General features: G+C 62.8%; 17 protein-coding genes. 10 read left to right on the plus strand and 7 right to left on the minus strand.

Annotated features, from left to right (window positions below):
• Positions 1 to 2: 2 nt before the first annotated feature.
• The 4 genes from ACZXDY_RS21865 to ACZXDY_RS21880 all read right to left on the minus strand — a co-directional run bounded on the left by ACZXDY_RS21865 (position 3) and on the right by ACZXDY_RS21880 (position 2,979).
• The gene (locus ACZXDY_RS21865; RefSeq protein WP_028163186.1) at positions 3 to 764 is read right to left on the minus strand and encodes an ABC transporter ATP-binding protein; all 762 of its coding nucleotides are present in this window, start codon (positions 762 to 764) and stop codon (positions 3 to 5) included.
• A gap of 22 nt (positions 765 to 786) precedes the next feature.
• A complete protein-coding gene (locus ACZXDY_RS21870) occupies positions 787 to 1,842 on the minus strand; it encodes an ABC transporter substrate-binding protein (protein WP_464346906.1) in 1,056 nt (351 codons plus the stop codon).
• Positions 1,843 to 1,956: 114 nt separating this feature from the next.
• Positions 1,957 to 2,601: a maleylacetoacetate isomerase gene (gene maiA, locus ACZXDY_RS21875; RefSeq protein WP_028163185.1), complete on the minus strand. Its 645-nt coding sequence runs from the start codon at positions 2,599 to 2,601 to the stop codon at positions 1,957 to 1,959.
• A gap of 6 nt (positions 2,602 to 2,607) precedes the next feature.
• Positions 2,608 to 2,979 carry an antibiotic biosynthesis monooxygenase family protein gene (locus ACZXDY_RS21880; protein WP_464346907.1) on the minus strand — a complete coding sequence of 124 codons (372 nt, stop codon included), beginning with the start codon at positions 2,977 to 2,979 and terminating at the stop codon, positions 2,608 to 2,610.
• Positions 2,980 to 3,168: 189 nt separating this feature from the next.
• Between ACZXDY_RS21880 and ACZXDY_RS21885 the strand changes: the two genes are divergently transcribed.
• Entirely contained in the window at positions 3,169 to 6,036 is a 2,868-nt protein-coding gene (locus tag ACZXDY_RS21885) for an FAD-dependent oxidoreductase (protein WP_464346908.1), read from the plus strand.
• Between the two features lie 3 nt (positions 6,037 to 6,039).
• Positions 6,040 to 6,573, plus strand: a complete 534-nt coding sequence (locus ACZXDY_RS21890) for an aromatic-ring-hydroxylating dioxygenase subunit beta (RefSeq protein ID WP_464346909.1) — start codon at positions 6,040 to 6,042, stop codon at positions 6,571 to 6,573.
• Positions 6,574 to 6,630: 57 nt separating this feature from the next.
• Here the strand turns inward: ACZXDY_RS21890 and ACZXDY_RS21895 are convergent, their stop codons facing one another.
• Positions 6,631 to 7,179, minus strand: a complete 549-nt coding sequence (locus ACZXDY_RS21895; protein WP_464346910.1) for a MarR family winged helix-turn-helix transcriptional regulator — start codon at positions 7,177 to 7,179, stop codon at positions 6,631 to 6,633.
• 170 nt (positions 7,180 to 7,349) lie between these two features.
• On the opposite strand from ACZXDY_RS21895, the gene ACZXDY_RS21900 reads away from it, so the two are divergent.
• From ACZXDY_RS21900 to ACZXDY_RS21935, 8 genes are all read left to right on the plus strand, one after another.
• Entirely contained in the window at positions 7,350 to 7,547 is a 198-nt protein-coding gene (locus tag ACZXDY_RS21900; protein WP_464346911.1) for a hypothetical protein, read from the plus strand.
• Positions 7,548 to 7,700: 153 nt separating this feature from the next.
• Positions 7,701 to 8,798, plus strand: coding sequence for a TRAP transporter substrate-binding protein (locus ACZXDY_RS21905; RefSeq protein ID WP_464346912.1), 1,098 nt, complete (start codon positions 7,701 to 7,703; stop codon positions 8,796 to 8,798).
• A gap of 95 nt (positions 8,799 to 8,893) precedes the next feature.
• Positions 8,894 to 9,442: a TRAP transporter small permease subunit gene (locus ACZXDY_RS21910; RefSeq protein WP_130222493.1), complete on the plus strand. Its 549-nt coding sequence runs from the start codon at positions 8,894 to 8,896 to the stop codon at positions 9,440 to 9,442.
• 43 nt (positions 9,443 to 9,485) lie between these two features.
• A complete protein-coding gene (locus ACZXDY_RS21915; RefSeq protein WP_463326703.1) occupies positions 9,486 to 10,901 on the plus strand; it encodes a TRAP transporter large permease in 1,416 nt (471 codons plus the stop codon).
• A gap of 95 nt (positions 10,902 to 10,996) precedes the next feature.
• Positions 10,997 to 12,376, plus strand: coding sequence for an amidase (locus ACZXDY_RS21920; RefSeq protein WP_464346913.1), 1,380 nt, complete (start codon positions 10,997 to 10,999; stop codon positions 12,374 to 12,376).
• Between the two features lie 56 nt (positions 12,377 to 12,432).
• The gene (locus tag ACZXDY_RS21925; protein WP_464346914.1) at positions 12,433 to 14,793 is read left to right on the plus strand and encodes a xanthine dehydrogenase family protein molybdopterin-binding subunit; all 2,361 of its coding nucleotides are present in this window, start codon (positions 12,433 to 12,435) and stop codon (positions 14,791 to 14,793) included.
• A complete protein-coding gene (locus tag ACZXDY_RS21930; RefSeq protein WP_464346915.1) occupies positions 14,790 to 15,629 on the plus strand; it encodes an FAD binding domain-containing protein in 840 nt (279 codons plus the stop codon). Before ACZXDY_RS21925 ends, ACZXDY_RS21930 begins: the two co-directional genes overlap by 4 nt.
• Position 15,630: 1 nt before the next feature.
• A complete protein-coding gene (locus tag ACZXDY_RS21935) occupies positions 15,631 to 16,782 on the plus strand; it encodes a 2Fe-2S iron-sulfur cluster-binding protein (protein WP_464346916.1) in 1,152 nt (383 codons plus the stop codon).
• Between the two features lie 271 nt (positions 16,783 to 17,053).
• On the opposite strand, the gene ACZXDY_RS21940 is transcribed toward ACZXDY_RS21935, so the two are convergent.
• Both ACZXDY_RS21940 and urtE read right to left on the minus strand, forming a co-directional pair.
• On the minus strand, positions 17,054 to 17,992 hold the full coding sequence (locus ACZXDY_RS21940; protein WP_130222481.1) for an acetamidase/formamidase family protein: 939 nt from the start codon (positions 17,990 to 17,992) through the stop codon (positions 17,054 to 17,056).
• A gap of 23 nt (positions 17,993 to 18,015) precedes the next feature.
• Complete coding sequence (urtE, locus tag ACZXDY_RS21945) at positions 18,016 to 18,708, minus strand: urea ABC transporter ATP-binding subunit UrtE (protein WP_464346917.1); 693 nt, start codon at positions 18,706 to 18,708, stop codon at positions 18,016 to 18,018.
• Position 18,709: the final 1 nt, after the last annotated feature.

An 18,709-nucleotide genomic window follows, 5' to 3' on the forward strand; every position in this document is an offset into this window, starting at 1 on the left:
TCCTAGTCATGGATCAGGCCCATTTGCTCGAACAGAGCCCGGATACGGCTGGTATAGGCACCGAATTCCGGCGTCTCGCGCATCGCCAGTTTCCGCTCGGCCGGCAGGTCGATGGCGATGTCCGCGACCACGCGCCCCGGCCGTGGCGTAAAGACCACCACGCGGGTCGACAGGAACACCGCCTCGGTGATGCTGTGAGTCACGAAGACGACGGTCATCCGATGCTTGGTCCAGAGCCGATGCAGGTCGACATTGATCTGGTCGCGCGTCAGCGCATCGAGGGCCCCGAACGGCTCGTCCATCAGCAGCAAACGCGGGTCGAGCAGCAGCGAGCGGCAGATCGCGACGCGCTGCCGCATGCCGCCGGACAATGCCCGCGGATAGGCGCGTGCGAATCCGTCGAGCCCCACCATCTGCAGCAATTGCCGTGCGCGCTCCTCGTATTTCTTCTTGCCGTAACCGCCGAAATCCGCCGGCAACAGGACGTTCTCCAGAACGTCGAACCAATCCAGCAAGGCATCCCGCTGGAACGCCATGCCGAGACGCTCCGGTGGACCGTCGATGGGCGCGCCATCCAGTTGCAGGCGTCCGCCGGTCGGCGCCTCAAGTCCGGCAAGACAGCGCAAGAACGTGCTCTTGCCGCAGCCGCTCGGCCCCACCAGGCTGATGAATTCGCCCTCTGCGATATCAAGCGAAACGCCTTGCAACGCGGTGACGCCGTCGGCGTCACCGTATCTTTTCACGACATCGGACGCTGCGATCATGGATTCAACGGGATCGCGAGGGTCAGTTCTTGCCGCTGGCCACGTCCGCAACGACGCGCTCGTCGATCAGTTCATTGGTGAAGACTGCATCTGCATCGAGGCCCTTCTCAATGAGCCCGCCATCGGCGAGCACCGCAACGGCCCGCTTCCAGTCCGCCGCAGCCATCGTGCCGAACGGCAGGTTCCGGGTTGCATCGGTGTACGCATAATCCTTCAGCGTATCGATCTGCTGCCGCAAGACGGCCGGATTGAGTTTGGCCTGCGGCCGCGCCGCAATGATCGCCCTCACCGCTTCGTCCTGATTGCCGGCAAAGATATAGGCCCAACATCCCGCGACCACGCTCGCAAAACGCTTCAGCGCCACGCGCTTCGAGGCGATCGACTTCTCGGTCGCAAGCAAGCCGAAGCTCGGGAATTCCAGCCCCTGATCGGCGAAGCGGATGGCGTTCGAGGGACGCTGGCTTGCGACGACGGCCAGAAAGAATGGTCCGGACGAGAATGCCGCGTCGGACCGGCCAGCCATGTAGAGGCCGGCTTTGCCTGCCGCGTCGACGCTGACGAGGTCGACGTCATTGCGAGTCAGCTTTCCGGCGGCGAGAAACTGGTCGATGAACGGCGCCTCAAGCGAACCGGCGGTGAAGGCGATCTTCTTGCCTTTCAAATCGGCGGGGCTGGCGATGCCGCTGTCCTTCGGAACCAACAGACCGATGTCGTTCTGCTTGATGAAGCCGGCAATCGCTTTCACCGGCAACCCCTTGGAGCGCGCGATCACCATCGGGGCCAACGACGCGTAGCCGACATCGTATTCACCATTACCGACGATCTGCACGGTGGCGACGGACCCGGTTCCGTCATCCAGCACGACATCAAGGTTATACTTCGCGAACAATCCCTTTTGCGCCGCCAGATGAAACGGTGCCTGCGACCCCCAGGGCGTCCAGTCGAGTCGTACCGTCAGGCGGTCGGCCGCCGATGCGCTACAATTAATCAGTACACATGCAATAAATGCCGTAACCGCAGTTAACTCTCGAAATCCCATCATGTGCACACCTCCCATACCTGCCCGGCAGTACCGCATTCCTTTAAAAGACTAACACGGCGCCTTGCCCGCGCAAGATATGATTATGTACTGATTAATTTGCCGATTGCCCAACAATGAGGCTCGGGGGCGCGCGGCGCAGGCAACGACAGTTCAGAACGCGTCAGCCTGCGTGCTCGGTTCGGCAGTGCGGAAGGCGTCAAGTGCCATGCAGCGATCGGTGATCGCCAGCAGGATCGGATACGCGTCAAGCGGACAATCGAAGCGCCGCGCGTTGAAGATCTGAGGGACGAGACATATGTCGGCCATCGTCACCGAATCGCCGCAGCAAAACCGGCCAAATAGACCTTCGCGCCGCAGGTAGTCCTCGAGTCCGGACAGCCCCTCCGCGATCCAGTGCCGATACCAGGCATTGGTGGCCGCCTCGTCCGCTTCGAACTGCGCCTTGAGATGCTTCAGCACGCGCACATTGTTCAGCGGATGAATTTCGCATCCGATGATCTGCGACACCGCCCTGACGTAGATCCGCCCGAGCGGATCCTTCGGCATCAGCGGAGGATCGGGATAGACTTCATCCAGATACTCGATCACGGCCATCGACTGGATGAGGCATCGGCCGCCCTCGACCAGAAGCGGCACCAGGCCCTGCGGATTCATGTCGCGATAGGACGGCGCCCGATGCTCCATCTTCGGCAGACTGATATAACGCGGCTCGTAGTCGAGCCGCTTGTGGGCCAGCGCGATCCGGAGACGGAACGAGGTCGAAGACCGAAAGAATGTGTAGAGTTGCCGCGACACGTCAGATCACTCTGCGGCGGCCTTCTGCAGGATGTCATCCGGCGTGGAGGATACGACCTCGACATATTTCGGGATGAACTTGCCGCCCTCGATATACTTGATGAAGGCCGGTTTGATTTCATTGGCGAGGATCTTGCGGATCCTGGCATGCTCCTCGATATCGCTCCATTCGGCGATCAGGAAGAACCGTTGCGAGTCCTCGGTATCGCGGCACAGCACGCCATCCTTCACCTGCGCCGATGATTTGTGCATCGGATTGCCTTCCGAATAGTCAAATTCCTCGAACAGCTTGATGAACTCTTCCTCATGCCCCGGCATGACGCGGAAGTCGTAGATATGCAGATAATTGCCCTTGGTGGCGAGCGGCTCTTGCGCCATGAAAGTCTCCCGTTCCTGAACATATATGATGGTACACTGACTATCTTGGTTTCGCAACAGGCGCGATATCGCGCCGTTTTGTGCGCAGTAGCGCTCTTCTTTTCGTCCGCAGCAGCGCTCTTCACGGAGTTGCGAGCCTTAGAAATGATGTTATACTGATTATAAGTTCCAGTGCGAGAGACGCCACAAATGGCATGGACGAGAGCGGCTTCGCTGAACGAGGTGCCCGAGGGCAAGGCCCTCGGCGTCGAAGTTGGCGGCATTCATATCGCGCTCTACAATCTCGACGGCAAAATCTACGCAACGCATGGCATCTGCACGCACGCGCTCGCGCTGCTGGCCGAAGGCTGGATCGAAGACAGCAAGGTGGAATGTCCGCTGCACCAGGGGCAGTTCGACATCCGGAGCGGAAAGGCCCTTTGCGCGCCGGTGACCGAGGATTTGCGGACCTATGCTGTTCGCGTCGAAGGCGATGACATTCTCATCGATCCCGACCAGCCGGCTACCGAATCCGCCTTCGAGAGCAAGCTCGCTGCCGCTGCGCCCGCGAAAGATACGACGGGTGTCGTGATCGTCGGCGCAGGTCAGGCAGCCGCGGCTGCAATCCGGGCCATGCGCACCGGCGGCTTCGATGGCAGCATCGATCTGGTAGGCGCAGAACCTCATCTTCCCTATGAGCGACCGCCGCTGTCCAAGGAATTCCTGCTGGGTACGGCCGAATTTTCATCCAGCGTTCGTTTGAGCGAGGCAGACGCGGTTCAGCTCGGCGTGCGCCTGCATCTTGGCGTTGCCGCGACGACGATCGATGCCGCGCAGCGCCGGATCACTCTCGCGAACGGCGAGGCTCTGGCTTACGATTCGCTCCTGCTTGCCACCGGCGGAACGCCACGACGGCTGAGCATTCCCGGTGCGGATTTCCCGGGCGTTCACTATCTGCGCACGATCGAGGATTCCGCCGCCATCGGCGCAGCCCTTGACCGCGCGCAGCATGTCGCTGTGGTCGGCGGTGGGTTCATCGGTCTAGAACTTGCATCGACCGCAATTTCGCGCGGCGTTGCAGTGACCCTGCTCGAACGCGAACGCGAGATCATGGCGCGGATCATGCCGGCCGTCGTCGGCCGTGCCTTCCGGATCATGGCGGAGCGGCATGGCGTCGATATTCGCTGCAACGCCGGGGTTATCGAAATCACCAGGCGCGGCGAACGCCTCGGCGTCGTGACCAGCGACGACACGATCGAAGTCGACGCGGTTCTGGTCGGTATCGGCATGCAACCGGTGCTCGGCCTTGCGCTGCAGGCCGGCTGCGCCACCACGCCCGCCGGCATCGAAGTGGACGCGCAAGGACGCACCTCTGTGCCGGGCATCTGGGCGGCCGGCGATTGCGCGTTGTACCATGAGCCGATCGCAGGGCGGCGCCTCTCGCTCGAAAGTTGGCAGAACGCCGAGGAGCAAGGCGGCGCAGCCGGCCGCTCGATCGCCGGAAACAGCGCACCCGTGGGGCAAAAGCGCCCCTGGTTCTGGACCGACCAGTTCGGCTGCAATGTGCAGATGCTCGGAATTGTCGGCGCTGACGATCATGTCGCGCTCGTAGCCGCGAACGAAGCGGCCCCGGGCGCGATCTATCGCATGTTCGACAAAGCGACCGGACGGCTCACCGGCGTCGTCGCGTTCTCGCACCCGCAGGCGATCCGCGCCGCGCGCGCCGAACTCGATTCCGCCCCGCCTTTCGATCCCGATATTCATGGCGCCATCATCTCATCCGATGGACAAGAAGGCGCCGTTGCCATGGAGGCCAGCCTCATGAACGCCAACCCGGGACTGTCGCTCACCAAACGCTATATCTGGCCGGCCGATGGCCTCACCCGCATTCCGGATTGGGTCTATACCGACCAGGCGATCTACGAGCGCGAGGTCGAGAAGATCTTCCACGGCCGCACCTGGAACTATGTCGCGCTCGAATCCGAAATCCCCAATTCCGGCGACTTCATCCGCTCGCATGTCGGACCGACACCGGTCGTCGTCTCTCGCGCGGAAGACGGCTCGATCCATGTGTTCGAGAACCGCTGCGCGCATCGCGCCGCCGAGTTCTGCCGAGAGCTTTCCGGCAACGCAAAGGAATTCGTCTGTCCCTATCATCAATGGTCGTACGATCTGAAAGGAAATCTGGCCGGCGTTCCCTTTCGTCGCGGCGTCGGCGGCAAGGGTGGCATGCCGCCAGATTTCAGGAATGCGGATCATGGCTTGCGCCGCCTGAAAGTGACGACGCATCGCGGCGTGGTGTTCGCCTCCTATTGCGACGACATGGAGCCGCTGGCCGAATATTTCACGCCGGAGATCATGCGCGAATTCGAGGCGACCTTCGATGGCCGCAAGCTCAAGGTGCTCGGCTATTACCGCCACTCACTGCCCGGTAATTGGAAGCTCTATCATGAGAATTTGAAAGACCCCTATCACGCCACCCTGCTGCACACTTTCCTGGTCACGTTCGGCCTCCTGGTCGCGGGCAACAAGTCGCTGATGCTCGCCGATCCGAGCGGGCGTCATGGCGTGATGGCTTCGGCAAAGTCCGACGGCAAGGCCGTGTCAAGCGACGCGAAGAAGGAAATGCGCGCTTACAAGGAGGGCATGACGCTGGCCGAGCCGCGCTTCATGGATTTCGTAGACGAGTTCGACAGCCCCTGGTCGGTGACAATGGCGACGATCTGGCCAAACCTGATCGTGCAGCGCGAGATGAACACACTGGGCGTACGCCAGATCGTGCCGACGGGACCGCATGAATTCATCATGAAGTGGACTATGTTCGGTTTTGAGGGCGACAGCGAGGAGATGACACGGCATCGCCTCCGGCAAGGCAATCTGATGGGGCCGGCCGGCTTCCTCGGGCTTGAAGACAACGAGGCGATCAAGTTCGTGCAGGACGGCATGCAGCGCGTGCCGAACGGCGAGCATCTGGTGAAACTCGATCCGGCAGTCGAAGCCGGCACCGCCGACAACCTGATCTCTGAAGCGGCAATCCGCGCCATGTACAAGCACTGGCGCGCCGAGATGGGACTGTGAGTCATGGATATGGCCCTTAAGCGCAACCTCTCATCCGACACGCTCATGGATCCGCGCCTCGAGGCACTCCTGCTGCGGCACGAGATCGAGACCTTCAACGTGCGCTATGCGAACGCGCTCGACGAGCAGCGTCTCGTCGACTGGACCGAGATGTTCGCGGAGGACGCGACCTACGTCGTCCTGTCGCGCGAGAACCATGACCGCGACATGCCGGTTGGGCTGATCTATTGCGAAGGCAAAGGCATGATCCGCGACCGCGCCTTCGCTCTCAGCGAGACCGCGATGTTCGCGCCGCGCTATCTGCGGCACATCATCGGTAATCTCGACGTGCTGGGCGAAGAGCGCGACGGCACGATCAAGGCACGCGCCAACTACGTCGTGCTGCAGGTGCTGTTCGATCGACCAGACGCTACGTTGCATCAGGTTGGCGTGTATTTCGACGTATTCCGTCGCGAGAACGGCGTGCTCAAATTGGCCAGCAGGCGCTGTGTCTATGACAACCTGCTGGTGCCGAATGCGCTTTGTCTGCCGGTGTGACCGCATATGACCTGCCGCGACGAACCGGCAGACAAGGCGCGCGGCCGGCGAACGATCTCAGCTTGGCTGAAAGACCGTGCGGCCGAGATGGTTGTTCGCATCAACCAGCCGCAGCAGCGCCGCCATCAGGGCCGCGCGCTCCTTGGGAGGCAAAGGCTCGAGCAGGCGCGCCTGGGCGCGCTGCATCGCCTTGAACATCTCCCGGGTCACTTTCTCCCCGGCCGGCGTCAGGCGCGCGAGCACGGCGCGCCGATCCTTCTCACCCTTGCGGCGGGTCAGCAAGCCGCGCTGCTCCAGACGACGCAGCACGTCGGCGACATTGGTGCGGTCGATGCCGACCTCCCGCCCGAGCGTGTGCTGATCGGTGTCGGGATTGAGGCTGAGCGTAGTCAGCAGCGCATACTGCACCGGCGTGATGTCGAAGCCTGCGCATTCCTCGAAGAACAGGGCGTAGTTGATCTGGTGCAGCCGCCGGATCAGAAAGCCGGGGCGCGCCCACAACGGCATGCTGGCATAAAGCGAGGTGTGCTCCGCCTTCTTTCCGGCGGGCTGGTTTTTCGGTTTTCGGGCCGGCTTGGATTTCCCGACTCTTTTGGGCTTTGCCAATTTCAACAATCTCCCTGCGACGGCTTCCGGCTGTTCTCTACCACCCCCAGCGTCCACTCGCATCTCCTTCGTCCCGGTTATTCATGACATGCCGCCTCACCGCGGCCTGGGGCTTAAGCATCGGCCGCAAGGAAAATAAGCAGTACGCTGTCTAATATAGGGAGGCCGCGGTGATCCGCAATCGAATGATACTTTCGCCCTTCGGCTTTAGTTTGCAGATGCAGCGCTCGGGAAACGTCCCTGATCTTATCGAAACCAAGTATTTCGATGGCATTATGCGTCCGGCCGTCATGGCGCAAACCGGGCATTCCATACCCTCAACCACCACGGTCCTTCAGTTGGTGCAGCTTTTGCATCTTCAAAAATAGGATATATGCTGACTAATATGCTCCACGCATGGCCATAGATGGCGTAACCGACATGGTTCTTGGCGAACGGGATGTAATCCACCGGCGCGATATCCGCGGCCGGCCCGCACTCGCAAGCGACGGCATTTCTCACGCGAAGAAAGGATGGGGACTATGAATCGCCGCAAACTGCTCTTGGGCCTGGCGGGCGGGACCGCCGGCGCCGCACTCGCTGCACCGGCCATCGCCCAAACTCAACCGGCGGTCCGCTGGCGTATGGCCACCGGCTGGCCGAAGAGCCTCGATACGATTCACGGCTCGGCCGAAGACCTTTGCCGCCGCGTCGGCCAGCTCACCGAAGGCCGCTTCGAGATCCGCTGCTTCGCCGGCGGCGAAGTCGTCCCGGCGCTGCAGGTGCTCGACGCCGTGCAGAACGGCACCATCGAATGCGGGCATATTCTGTCCGCCAATTACATCGGCAAGAGCCCGACCTACGCGTTCGATGCCGGTTTGCCGTTCGGCCTGAATGCGCGGCAGCAGGCCGCCTGGCTGTATGAAGGCGGCGGCCTGCCGCTTGTTCGCGCCTTCTACAAGAAATCGAACGTCATCCCCTTCCCCGTCGGCAACGTCGGCACGCAGATGGGCGGCTTCTACCGGAAGGAGATCAACACCGTGCAGGATTTGCAGGGCCTGAAGATCCGCATCGGCGGACTTGGCGGCACCATTCTGCGCAAGCTCGGCGCCGTACCGCAGCAGCTGCCGCCGTCCGATATCTATTCGGCGCTGGAGCGCGGCACCATCGACGCGTCGGAATGGATCGGCCCATACGACGACGCCAAGCTCGGCCTGAACAAGGTCGCCAAGTTCTACTACGCCCCCGGATGGTGGGAAGGCAGCGCCGGCATCACCGCGCCGGTCAGCCTGCCCGCCTGGGAAGCCCTCCCCGAGCCGTTCAAGGTCGCGTTCGAGACCGCGTGCAATGAGCAGATGATGTTCATGATCGCAAAGTATGACGCCCGCAATCCGGATGCGTTGCGGCGGATGATCGGGGAAGGCACGCAACTGCGGCTGTTCCCGCGCCCGGTTCTGGACGCGTGCTACAAGGCGAGCTTCGAGACGTTCGAAGAGATTGCCGCCAAGGACGCAGACTTCAAGACCATCTACGACCCCTGGAAGCGCTTTCTCGAAAGCTCCAATCCGTGGTTCCGAGTCGCAGAGCAGAGCCTCGACGCCTACCGCTTCACGCACGACATCCCGACGGCATCGCAATGATGCTGCACGGCCGGTGGCCACTGACGCTGCCGGGCGACGACCTTTGAGGTTCGCGGGAAGTCGGCGCGCTCACGGCGCCAGTGTGGGAGAGATCGATGCATGCCTTGCTCGCCTTTAGCCGGAAGATCGACGCCGCCAGCGCGGTATTCGGCCGCATCGCGGACTGGATGGTCGGTCTGTCATGTGCCATCAGCGCCGCGAATGCCATCATTCGCTACGGCTTCAGCTACAGCTCCAATGCATGGCTGGAAGCGCAGTGGTACATGCTCGCAGGTATAGTCATGCTCGGGGCGAGCCACACGCTGTTTCGCAACGAGCATGTCCGCGTCGACCTGCTCTATGGCAATTTCGGTCCGCGAACCCGGCTATATGTGGACGTTTTCGGCATTATCTTCTTCCTGCTTCCGGCGACAATCCTGCTGACATGGATGACATGGCCGTTCTTCGTCACGAGCTGGGTGACCGAGGAAGGCTCGTCCAACGCGGGCGGACTGATGCGCTGGCCGGTGAAGCTGATCCTTCCGGTCGGCTTCCTACTGCTCACCCTTCAGGGCATGTCCGAGCTGGTCAAACGCATCGCGCTGTTGCGCGGCGTGGCGCCCGAGGCCGAGGTCATGACCGAATATCACCGTATGGAACAATGACCGCTTTCGCCGCACACATCCGATCCTCGAAAGAACTGTCCCGATGCTGACGGTGGCCCATATGCCGCCGCTAATGTTCGGCGGCCTTGTTCTGTTCCTGCTGATCGGCTTTCCGGTCGCCTTCTCGCTTGCGGCCGTTGGCTTGTTTTTTGGTTTCCTGTCGGTCGGATTGGGCTTTTTTTCCGAGGCCTATCTCGGAAACCTGCCGCTGCGCATCTTCGGCATCCTGTCCAACGATCTGCTGCTGGCTATTCCCTTCTTCACGCTGATGGGCGCGATCCTCGAACGCAGCGGCCTTGCCGAAGACCTTCTGGAGGGCACCGGCCAGTTGTTCGGCGGCGTGCCCGGCGGGCTCGCTTATGCGGTCATCATCGTCGGCGCCATCCTCGGTGCAATCACGGGAACCGTCGCCGCTTCGGTGATCGCCATGGGTATGATTTCGCTGCCGATCATGATCCGCTACGGCTACGACATGCGCATCGCGACCGGCGTGATCGCAGCCTCCGGAACGATCACGCAAGTCATACCGCCGTCGCTCGTGCTCATCGTACTCGCTGACCAGCTCGGCCGATCCGTTGGCGACATGTATGCCGGCGCGATCGGGCCTTCGATCCTTCAGGTGCTGCTGTTCCTGGCCTTCATCGCCGCCGTTTCGATCATTTCGCCGCAGCGCGTCCCGCCCTTGCCCAAAGAGGCGCGCGCGCAGCGTGGATGGGTGCTGGTGCGACGCGTCCTTTGGGGCATGGTGCCGTCGATCGTCCTGATATTCGTGGTGCTCGGCACCATTTTCATGGGCCTCGCGACGCCGACGGAAGCCGGCGCCATGGGCGCGGTCGGCGCGGTCATTCTCGCCGCCTTGAACCGTCGACTAAGCTGGCCGCTGGTCAATCAGGCGATGCAGAACACCATGCGCATCACATCCATGGTGATCTTCATTCTGATTGGATCCACGGTGTTCAGCTTGGTCTTCCAGGGCGTCGACGGCTCCCGCTGGATTGAACACCTGCTAAGCCATGTGCCGGGCGGACAAGTCGGCTTTCTGATTTTCGTCAACATCTTCGTATTCTTCCTCGCCTTCTTCCTCGACTTTTTCGAGATCGCTTTCATCATCATTCCGCTGCTGGTGCCCGTCGCCGACAAGCTCGGCATCGACCTCGTCTGGTTCGGGGTACTGCTCTGCGTCAACATGCAGACGAGCTTCATGCACCCTCCCTTCGGGTTTGCACTGTTCTACCTGCGCGGCATCGCTCCGAAGGAGGTGCTGTCCCGTGACATTTACCTCGGAGCGCTGCCGTGGGTCGGATTGCAACTCGTACTGGTGGCGATCGTGATCTTCTGGCCTGCGAGCGTCACCTATTGGATCGACAAGCGATCGAACGTCGATCCGGCTGCGATCCGCATCGAGCTGCCGAAAACCGACAGCGGTGACGGCGACATGTCGATAGTAAACTTCAAATAGGGTGGCTGCGCTCTTCTCCCGCATGGCGGCCGCTTGACAGCATGGGTTATATCGTCAGTATACCTCTCATTTAGGACCACTGACTTCAACGGCACATGCAGATCGATCTCCGCACCGAAAAGCACAGCATCGAGGACGCGATCTCCGACACGGTCAAGCGCTGCCAGCAGAGCCAGCCGACACTCAACGCCTTTGTCCGGATCGACCGCGACGGCGCGCTTGCCGCAGCGCGCACCCTCGATGCGAGCGGGGCAGCCGCTGGACCGCTCGCCGGTGTTCCGGTCAGCGTCAAGGACATCCTGAATGTCTGCGGCCTGCCGACGAACTGGGGTTCGCGGCTGATGCAGGACGCCGCGCCCGCCGCGGCGGATACGATCGCGGTCGCGCGGCTGCGCAAGGCCAGCGCAATCATCATCGGCAAGAGCACGACCACCGAATTCGCCCACAGCATGATGGGCTCCTCGCCCTTGACCGGCCTCACCATCAATCCCTGGAATCCGGCGGCGACGTGCGGAGGATCGAGCTGCGGCGGCGGGGTGTCCGTCGCCGCAGGCCTGGTACGCCTTGCGCTCACCACGGACGCGGGCGCATCGACGCGGCTGCCCGCCGCCTGCACAGGCGTGCTCGGACTGAAACCCACGCTCGGCCGTATCCCGCACGATCTCGTGCCGGAAGGGTTTGCCAACTTCATCCATCTCGGCATGATCACGCGCAGTGTCGCGGATATCGCACTCGCACTCGAAGCCATCGCCGGCCCGGCGCCGAGCGATCCGCATTCGCTCGGCCTGCCGCGGTTCGACGCATCACAGATCAGCACGCAGGCAGCAAACCTCACCGGCAAGCGCATCGGCCTCATCATGCAGGTCGGTAATGCGCGCGTTAGCCGCGGGATGACCGAGACGATTCGGCGTGTTGCGAAGGCGTTGGAGGGGTACGGCGCCTCCGTTACGGATATCGAATGGGCGATGGACAATCCGGAACCGACCTGGCGCATCCTTCAGCAGTCGAACTGGGCGGCGCGGCTTGGCAAGATCATCGACGAGGTCGAGGACAAGATCGAGCCAAGCCTGGCCGAGGGCGTGCGCGTCGGTCTTTCCTATTCCGGACAGGACCTTCAGGGTGCGCTCAACAAGCGCACCGCGCTGTTCCGGCATGTGCAGAAGCTGTTTGAGGGGTTTGACTTCCTGCTGACGCCGGCAATGAGCCGGGAGCCGCTGGATGCGCTGCACAAGCCGCTCGATCCGATCAGCATCGACGGGGAGGTGGTCGGCGACATGCGGCGCGAATGGACGCCGTATCTCAGTCTGTTCGATCTGACCGGGCATCCCGCGATCAGCGTGCCTGCCGGCCTCTCGGACGGCGGTGTTCCGCTGGCGTTCCAGCTCGTCGCCCCTTGGTATGAGGAGGCCAGACTGCTCGGAGCCGTCGCATTCCATGAGCAGCACCACCCCTGGCAACTTCTCGACGTGCGGTGATGAGGTAAGGTGCGGACGAGGTAAGATGCGGACCGAGCGCAGGGAGCATGACGCAGATGGCACACGATAACGACGGCGAAGGCATCGGCGCCCGCGCACCCCGGAAAGAAGACGCCCGGCATCTACACGGCCGCGGCCAATTCACCGCCGACATTCGCATCCCGGGGATGCGCGAAGTCGCCTTCCTGCGCAGCCCCGTGGCGCACGCGCTCATCACCCGACAGAGCAAGCCGCAAGGCTCCGAGGATTGCGTCTTCTTTCACAGCGATCTCGCCGGCGTCGCGCCGATCACCACCCGCTCCTCCATTCCCGGCTACAAGGTCTCCGACTATCCCGCGCTGGCAAACGGACGCGTACGCTTTGTCGGCGAGATCGTGGCGATGTGCGTCGCCGACAACCGGGCAGCGGCGGAGGATCTCTGCGAGCTCGTCGACGTCGATTACGATGCAATCCCTGTGATTGCATCGAGCACCGCCGGCCGCCAACGCGAGGCGACGCTGCTGCATCGCGAATGGGGCGATAATCTCTTCCTCGAAACCAGCTTCGATCGCGGCATGGACGGGATCGCCCGAACGGCGCCGATTAGCGTCGAGCTGGAACTGTCGACCGCCCGGCAAGTCATGCATCCGATGGAAGGCAAGGGCCTTGTTGCGTGGTGGGACCATCGCGCTGGGCAGCTTGTCGTGCATACCTCCACGCAAGTGCCGCATCTGATCCGCATCGGCTTGGCCGAATGTCTCGGCATTCCGCAGGCGATCGTGCGCGTGGCGCCGCCCGATGTCGGCGGCGGCTTCGGCTACAAATGCATGCTGATGCCGGAGGAGATCGCGGTGGCCTGGCTGGCGCTGAGGCAGAAGCAGCCATTCCGCTGGATCGAGGACCGCCGCGAGCATCTGACCGCCGGCGCAAATGCGCGCCAGCACGAATACAAATTGAAGGCCTATGCCGACGCGCGCGGACGGCTGCTCGGGCTCGACGCCGAAGTATCGGTCGATTGCGGCGCCTATTCGGTATGGCCGTTCTCGGCCTGTCTCGAAGCCGCGCAGGCTGGCGGAAACCTGCCGGGCCCTTACGATCTCAAATCCTATCGCTGCAAGACCTATTCGGTCGCAACCAACAAGCCGCCTTTCGCTCCATACCGAGGCGTGGCGCGACCGGGCGTCTGCTTCGCGATCGAACTGACCATCGACGCCATCGCGAAGGCGGTTGGTCGCGAGGCGTGGGAAGTGCGCATGGAAAATCTCGTCGCGGCCGCGGCGATGCCCTACACCAACATCACCAACAAGCATTACGACAGCGGCGACTACCCGGCTTCGCTTCTGGAAGCAAAGCGCATGATCGATTTCGACGCGCGGCGCAAGCTGCCTGCACGCGACGACAAAGGCCGTTATCTCGGGATCGGCTTTGCGACCTATACAGAACAATCTGCGCACGGCACCAAGGTGTTTGCCGCCTGGGGGCTCCCGCTGGTGCCGGGCTTCGATCAGGCACATGTCAAGCTCACGCCCGACGGCGCGCTCGAAGTCAAAGCCGGCATCCACACGATCGGACAAGGGCTCGAGACCACGCTGGCGCAGGTCGCGCACGAAATGACGCGCGTTCCGCTGAAGGATATCCGGGTGACGCTGGGCGACACCGCGACCACGCCCTTCTCCACGGGCGCCTATGCCTCGCGCGGTATCGTGATGACTGGCGGCGCGGTGTCACGCGCGGCGGACATCGTTGCCGGCCGCATCAAAGCCATCGCAGCGCATCTGCTGCAGGTCAAGCCGGACGATATCACTTTCCGCGAGGGCCGGATTTTCAGCGGCGCCGCGAATGTCTCCTATGCGGACGTTGGCCGCGCCTGGTACATCCGCCCCGACGAATTGCCTGATGATGTCGATCGCGCTGGACTGGAAGCGACGGCCGCTTACAAGCCCGAGGTCGACAGCGGCGTCTTCTCCTATGCGAGCCACGCCGCCTATGTCGCCGTGGACGCCAGGACCGGTCTCGTGGAAATCCTTGACTACGCCATCGTCGAGGATTGCGGGCGCATGGTGAACCCGATGATCGTCGAAGGGCAAACCTTCGGCGGGGCAGCGCAGGGTGTGGGCACAGCGCTGTTTGAAGAGAGCCCCTATGACGACAATGGCCAGCCGCTGGCCTCGACCTTGATCGATTACCTGTTGCCGGGGCCGACTGAACTGCCGCGTTTCCGCATCCATCATATGGAAACACTGTCGCCCTATTCCGCACATGGCATCAAGGGCGTCGGCGAAGGCGGCGCGATCGCGCCGTCAGCAGCGATCATCAACGCCATTAACGATGCGCTTTCGCCGCTGAATGCCGTGCTGCGCGACATCCCGGCGACGCCGGAGCGCATTCTTGCCGCCATCGCGAAAGGCGGCCCCGCCAACACCAGGGATGCGGCATGAAACCGGCGGTTCTGGATTACGCGCGGGCGCGGACGCTCGACGACGCGCTCGAGTGGCTCGCCGCCGGCGATGGACAGGTCAAGGTGTTCGCCGGCGGCCAGTCGCTTGGGCCCATGCTAAATATGCGCCTCGCGCGCCCGGCCAAACTCATCGATATCAGACACATCCCGCAATTGCGCGCGATCGAGGCGGACAGCCGCATGTTCTCGCTCGGCGCGACCTGGACGCATGCCGAGATCGAAGACGGCATGCTCGAAGACCCGACGCGCGGGCTTCTGCCTTTCGTCGCCCGCGGCATCGCCTATCGCGCGGTGCGCAATCGCGGCACAGTGGGCGGCAGCCTTTCGCACGCCGATCCAGCAGCGGACTGGGTGTCCACGATGGCCGCGATCGGAGCCATCATCGAAATCCGCAGCGCCATAGCCCCAGCGCGATCCGTCGTAGCGCACGACTTCCTGCGTGGCGCATTCACGCCGCAACTTGCGGCGGAGGACATCCTGTGCGCCGTGCAGATCCCGCGATTCTCCCCCGATATGCGTTGGGGCTATTACAAGGTCTGCCGCAAGACCGGCGAGTTTGCCAAGGCGATCGGCGCATGCGTCGTCGACCCGAGGCTGGATATCTGCCGCGTCGTCGCTGGTGCCCTGAATGGCCGCCCGCTGCTGTTGTCACGCACGGCCGCAGCGTTACAGCAGGACGGCACGGACAAGGCCACCGCCCTTGTCCGCGACGAGATCGAGGACATGCTCGCTACGCTCGACGTCGCACATCGGCAGCAACTCGCCGTGGCTGTGGAGCGTAGCCTGGCGCAGCTCAACGATCCGCGGAGATCCTGACATGCTAGCGATCGATATCTCGCTTTCGGTGAATGGCCGATCGGTGCGCACCAGCGCGGAGCCGCGCACGCAATTGCTAGAATTGCTGCGCGAAGATCTCAACCTGAACGGCGCGCATGCCGGTTGCGAGCAGGGCGTCTGCGGTGCCTGCACAGTGCTTGTCGACGGCAAGCCGCAGCGCTCTTGCATCAGCTATGCCGGAGACGCCGATGGCGCCTCGGTGACGACGATCGAGGGATTCGACAACGATCCGCTCATGGGTGAGCTGCGCGCCGCGTTCACCAGGCATCACGGCCTGCAATGCGGCTTCTGCACGCCCGGCATGCTGATCACGGCACGTGATATCGTGGTTCGCCTTGGCGAGGTTACGCCGGCGCGCATCCGCGAGGAACTGTCGGGCAATCTGTGCCGCTGTACCGGCTATGTCGGCATCGTCGAGGCGATCCTAGAGGTCAGCGCAGGCAAGCAGCCGGCCGCAACTGTCGCTCCCGCCGTAGCCACCGCGGTCCGAACCGCCCCGCCAGCGGCCGAATTCGTGAAGCAGGCTGTTTCACCAGCCAAGAGACCTGCTTCCGCAAGTGTCGCGGCCACGCCGTCACGGCAAGGATGGACCTCGATCCAACAGCGGCTTCAGATCGCCTCGTCACCGGCCGACGTATGGACGAAGCTCACTGATCTGAAACAGGTCGCGACCTGCCTGCCCGGCGCGGAAATCACGACCATTGACGGCGACCACATCGAAGGCCGCATGCACATGGCGCTGGGGCCGATGAAAGTTGCGTTCAAGGGCGACGGCAATGTTACCCTGGATGCGACGGCCCGTCAGGGCCGCATGAGCGGTCGCGGACGCGATACTGGATCTGGATCGAGCGCCGAGGGCGAAGTCGAATGGCACGTCTTGCCTGGCGACGCCGATCCGGCTGCCGCGAGCACCCTGGCCGTCACTTTGTCATGGCGTTTGAGTGGCCGGCTGGCGCAGTTCAATCGCGCTGGTCTGGTGCAGGACGTTGTGCAGCGCCTGACGTCTGACTTCACGGCCAATCTCGAACGCTCACTCAAGGGCGAAACGGCCTCGTTGGACCTATTCAAGCCAATCAGCTTCTGGTCCCTGGCATGGGCCATCCTGAAGGGCCGCCTGACCGGACGGCGCTGATCATCGCGATCGGGAGATCGACCTTACCTTCACCATCTGCAGTACCAACCTGCAGGAAATCGTCGGTTGACGTAGGAAATCGTTGCCTGTGTAGCGGGGGGCGACTCGAAGGACAAGAATTCAATTCCCTCCACAATGGGATTGTCCGCCAGCAACGTTTCACCTGCGCGGCCGTACGGCGAGCCATTGATTACCACGACCTCAATCGAGAAGCGGCACATGGTTCGGCTCCGTTGCATCTCCGTCATTCGGCACGAGGCCGCGCTGGCGCTCACAGATAGGATTTCGGCAACAGCATATGGATGCCCTTGTTGCCGTCGACGAGCTGGGTGACCCGCAGATTTCCGGCAAGCGAGCAGAGCATATAGGCCTGGTTGCGAGACAGGTTGGTGCGCGCGCAGATATGCTTGACCATCTCGCGCACCGCCTGCTTCGCGGCATCGTCGAGATCCTCATCGAGGCCGATCGACATCAGATGCGTCGAACTCTCGGCAAACGGCCATGACAGCTCCATGTCCTTACGCACCGTCAGGCGGAACGTGCCGGTCACGCCAGTTTCGAGCGCGGTAATGCAGACCTCGCCATCGCCCTGCACGCCATGTCCGTCGCCGGCGAAGAACAGCGCGCCTTCATTGTAGACCGGCAGATAGAGCGTCGTGCCGGGACGAAGCTCCTTGTTGTCCATGTTGCCACCGAAGCTGCGCGGTACCGGCGAGCCGCAACGGCCCCAGGCCGCCGGCGGCGCGGTGGCAATGATGCCGAAGAACGGGTCGAGCGGGATCTCGAGGCCCCAGGGCATCACGCAGACATTGCGTTCATGATCGACCTTCGGATGAATCGTTTCGTATTCCGTGAACTCGTCCGGCAAGGTACCCAGCAGCGGCAAGATCGACACGAAGCCCCAGTCCTGCCGCACCTTCACGCTGAGAATGTCTACCTGGAGGACATCGCCGGGCCTCGCACCCTTCACGTAGACCGGGCCTGTAATGAAATGCGGGCCGGGTCCCTGAGCCAGCGTGTCCAGCGCCAGCAGATAGTCGGCCGGCACGATGCTGCGATCCTCCGGCAGGCACTCCTTTCCACCGGCGGGGAAGGAATGCAGCGTGACAGTGTCGCCGGACGCGACCTCCAGAACCGGCGGCGTGGTGCTGTCGAGATAGCCCCAGACCATGTTCTCGGGTGCGGAGGAAATTTCATGACGGCGCGACATGGGCTTGCTTTCTTGTTGTGATGTCAGATGGCGATGTGGCGACTTAACAACTCGCGGCTCGTCTGATCCATGCGGCCCGCTTCGACTACCGAGCCGCGCGACAGCACGACGAACGCGTCGGCAAGGCTGACGGCGAAGTCGAGATATTGCTCGACCAGAAGCAGCGAGATCCTGCCCTTGAACGAGGCCAGCACATCCTTGATCGCGGCCACGAGATTGGGCTGGATCCCTTCGGTCGGCTCGTCGAGGATCAAAAGGCCAGGCCTCGTGACGAGCGCGCGGGCGATCGCAAGCTGCTGCTGCTGTCCACCGGAGAGCGCGCCGCCGGCGCGTCGCCACATCTGACTGAGCACGGGAAACAGCGCAACAGTTTCGTCCACGACATCCGTTCCGAACGTGCCGTGCGCACGGGCCGCAGCCTCGATGTTCTCGCCGACCGTGAGTTCTGAGAAAATCTCGCGGCCCTGCGGCACGTAGGCCAGTCCCGCCGCCGAGCGCCGATGCGACGGCCAGTCCGATATCTCAGTGTCGTCGACCAGCACGCGGCCTCGTGACGCCGGCAGAACGCCCATCAGGCATTTCAGCAGTGTGGTCTTCCCCGCGCCGTTCCGGCCGAGCACCGCAAGACACTCGCCGGGCATGATCTCGAAGCCCACCTTGCGCAGAACCTGCGCGCTGCCGTAATGCTGATCGAGGCTCTCGACGCGGAAGCGCATG

It is taken from the genome of Bradyrhizobium sp. LeoB3, assembly GCF_055456055.1.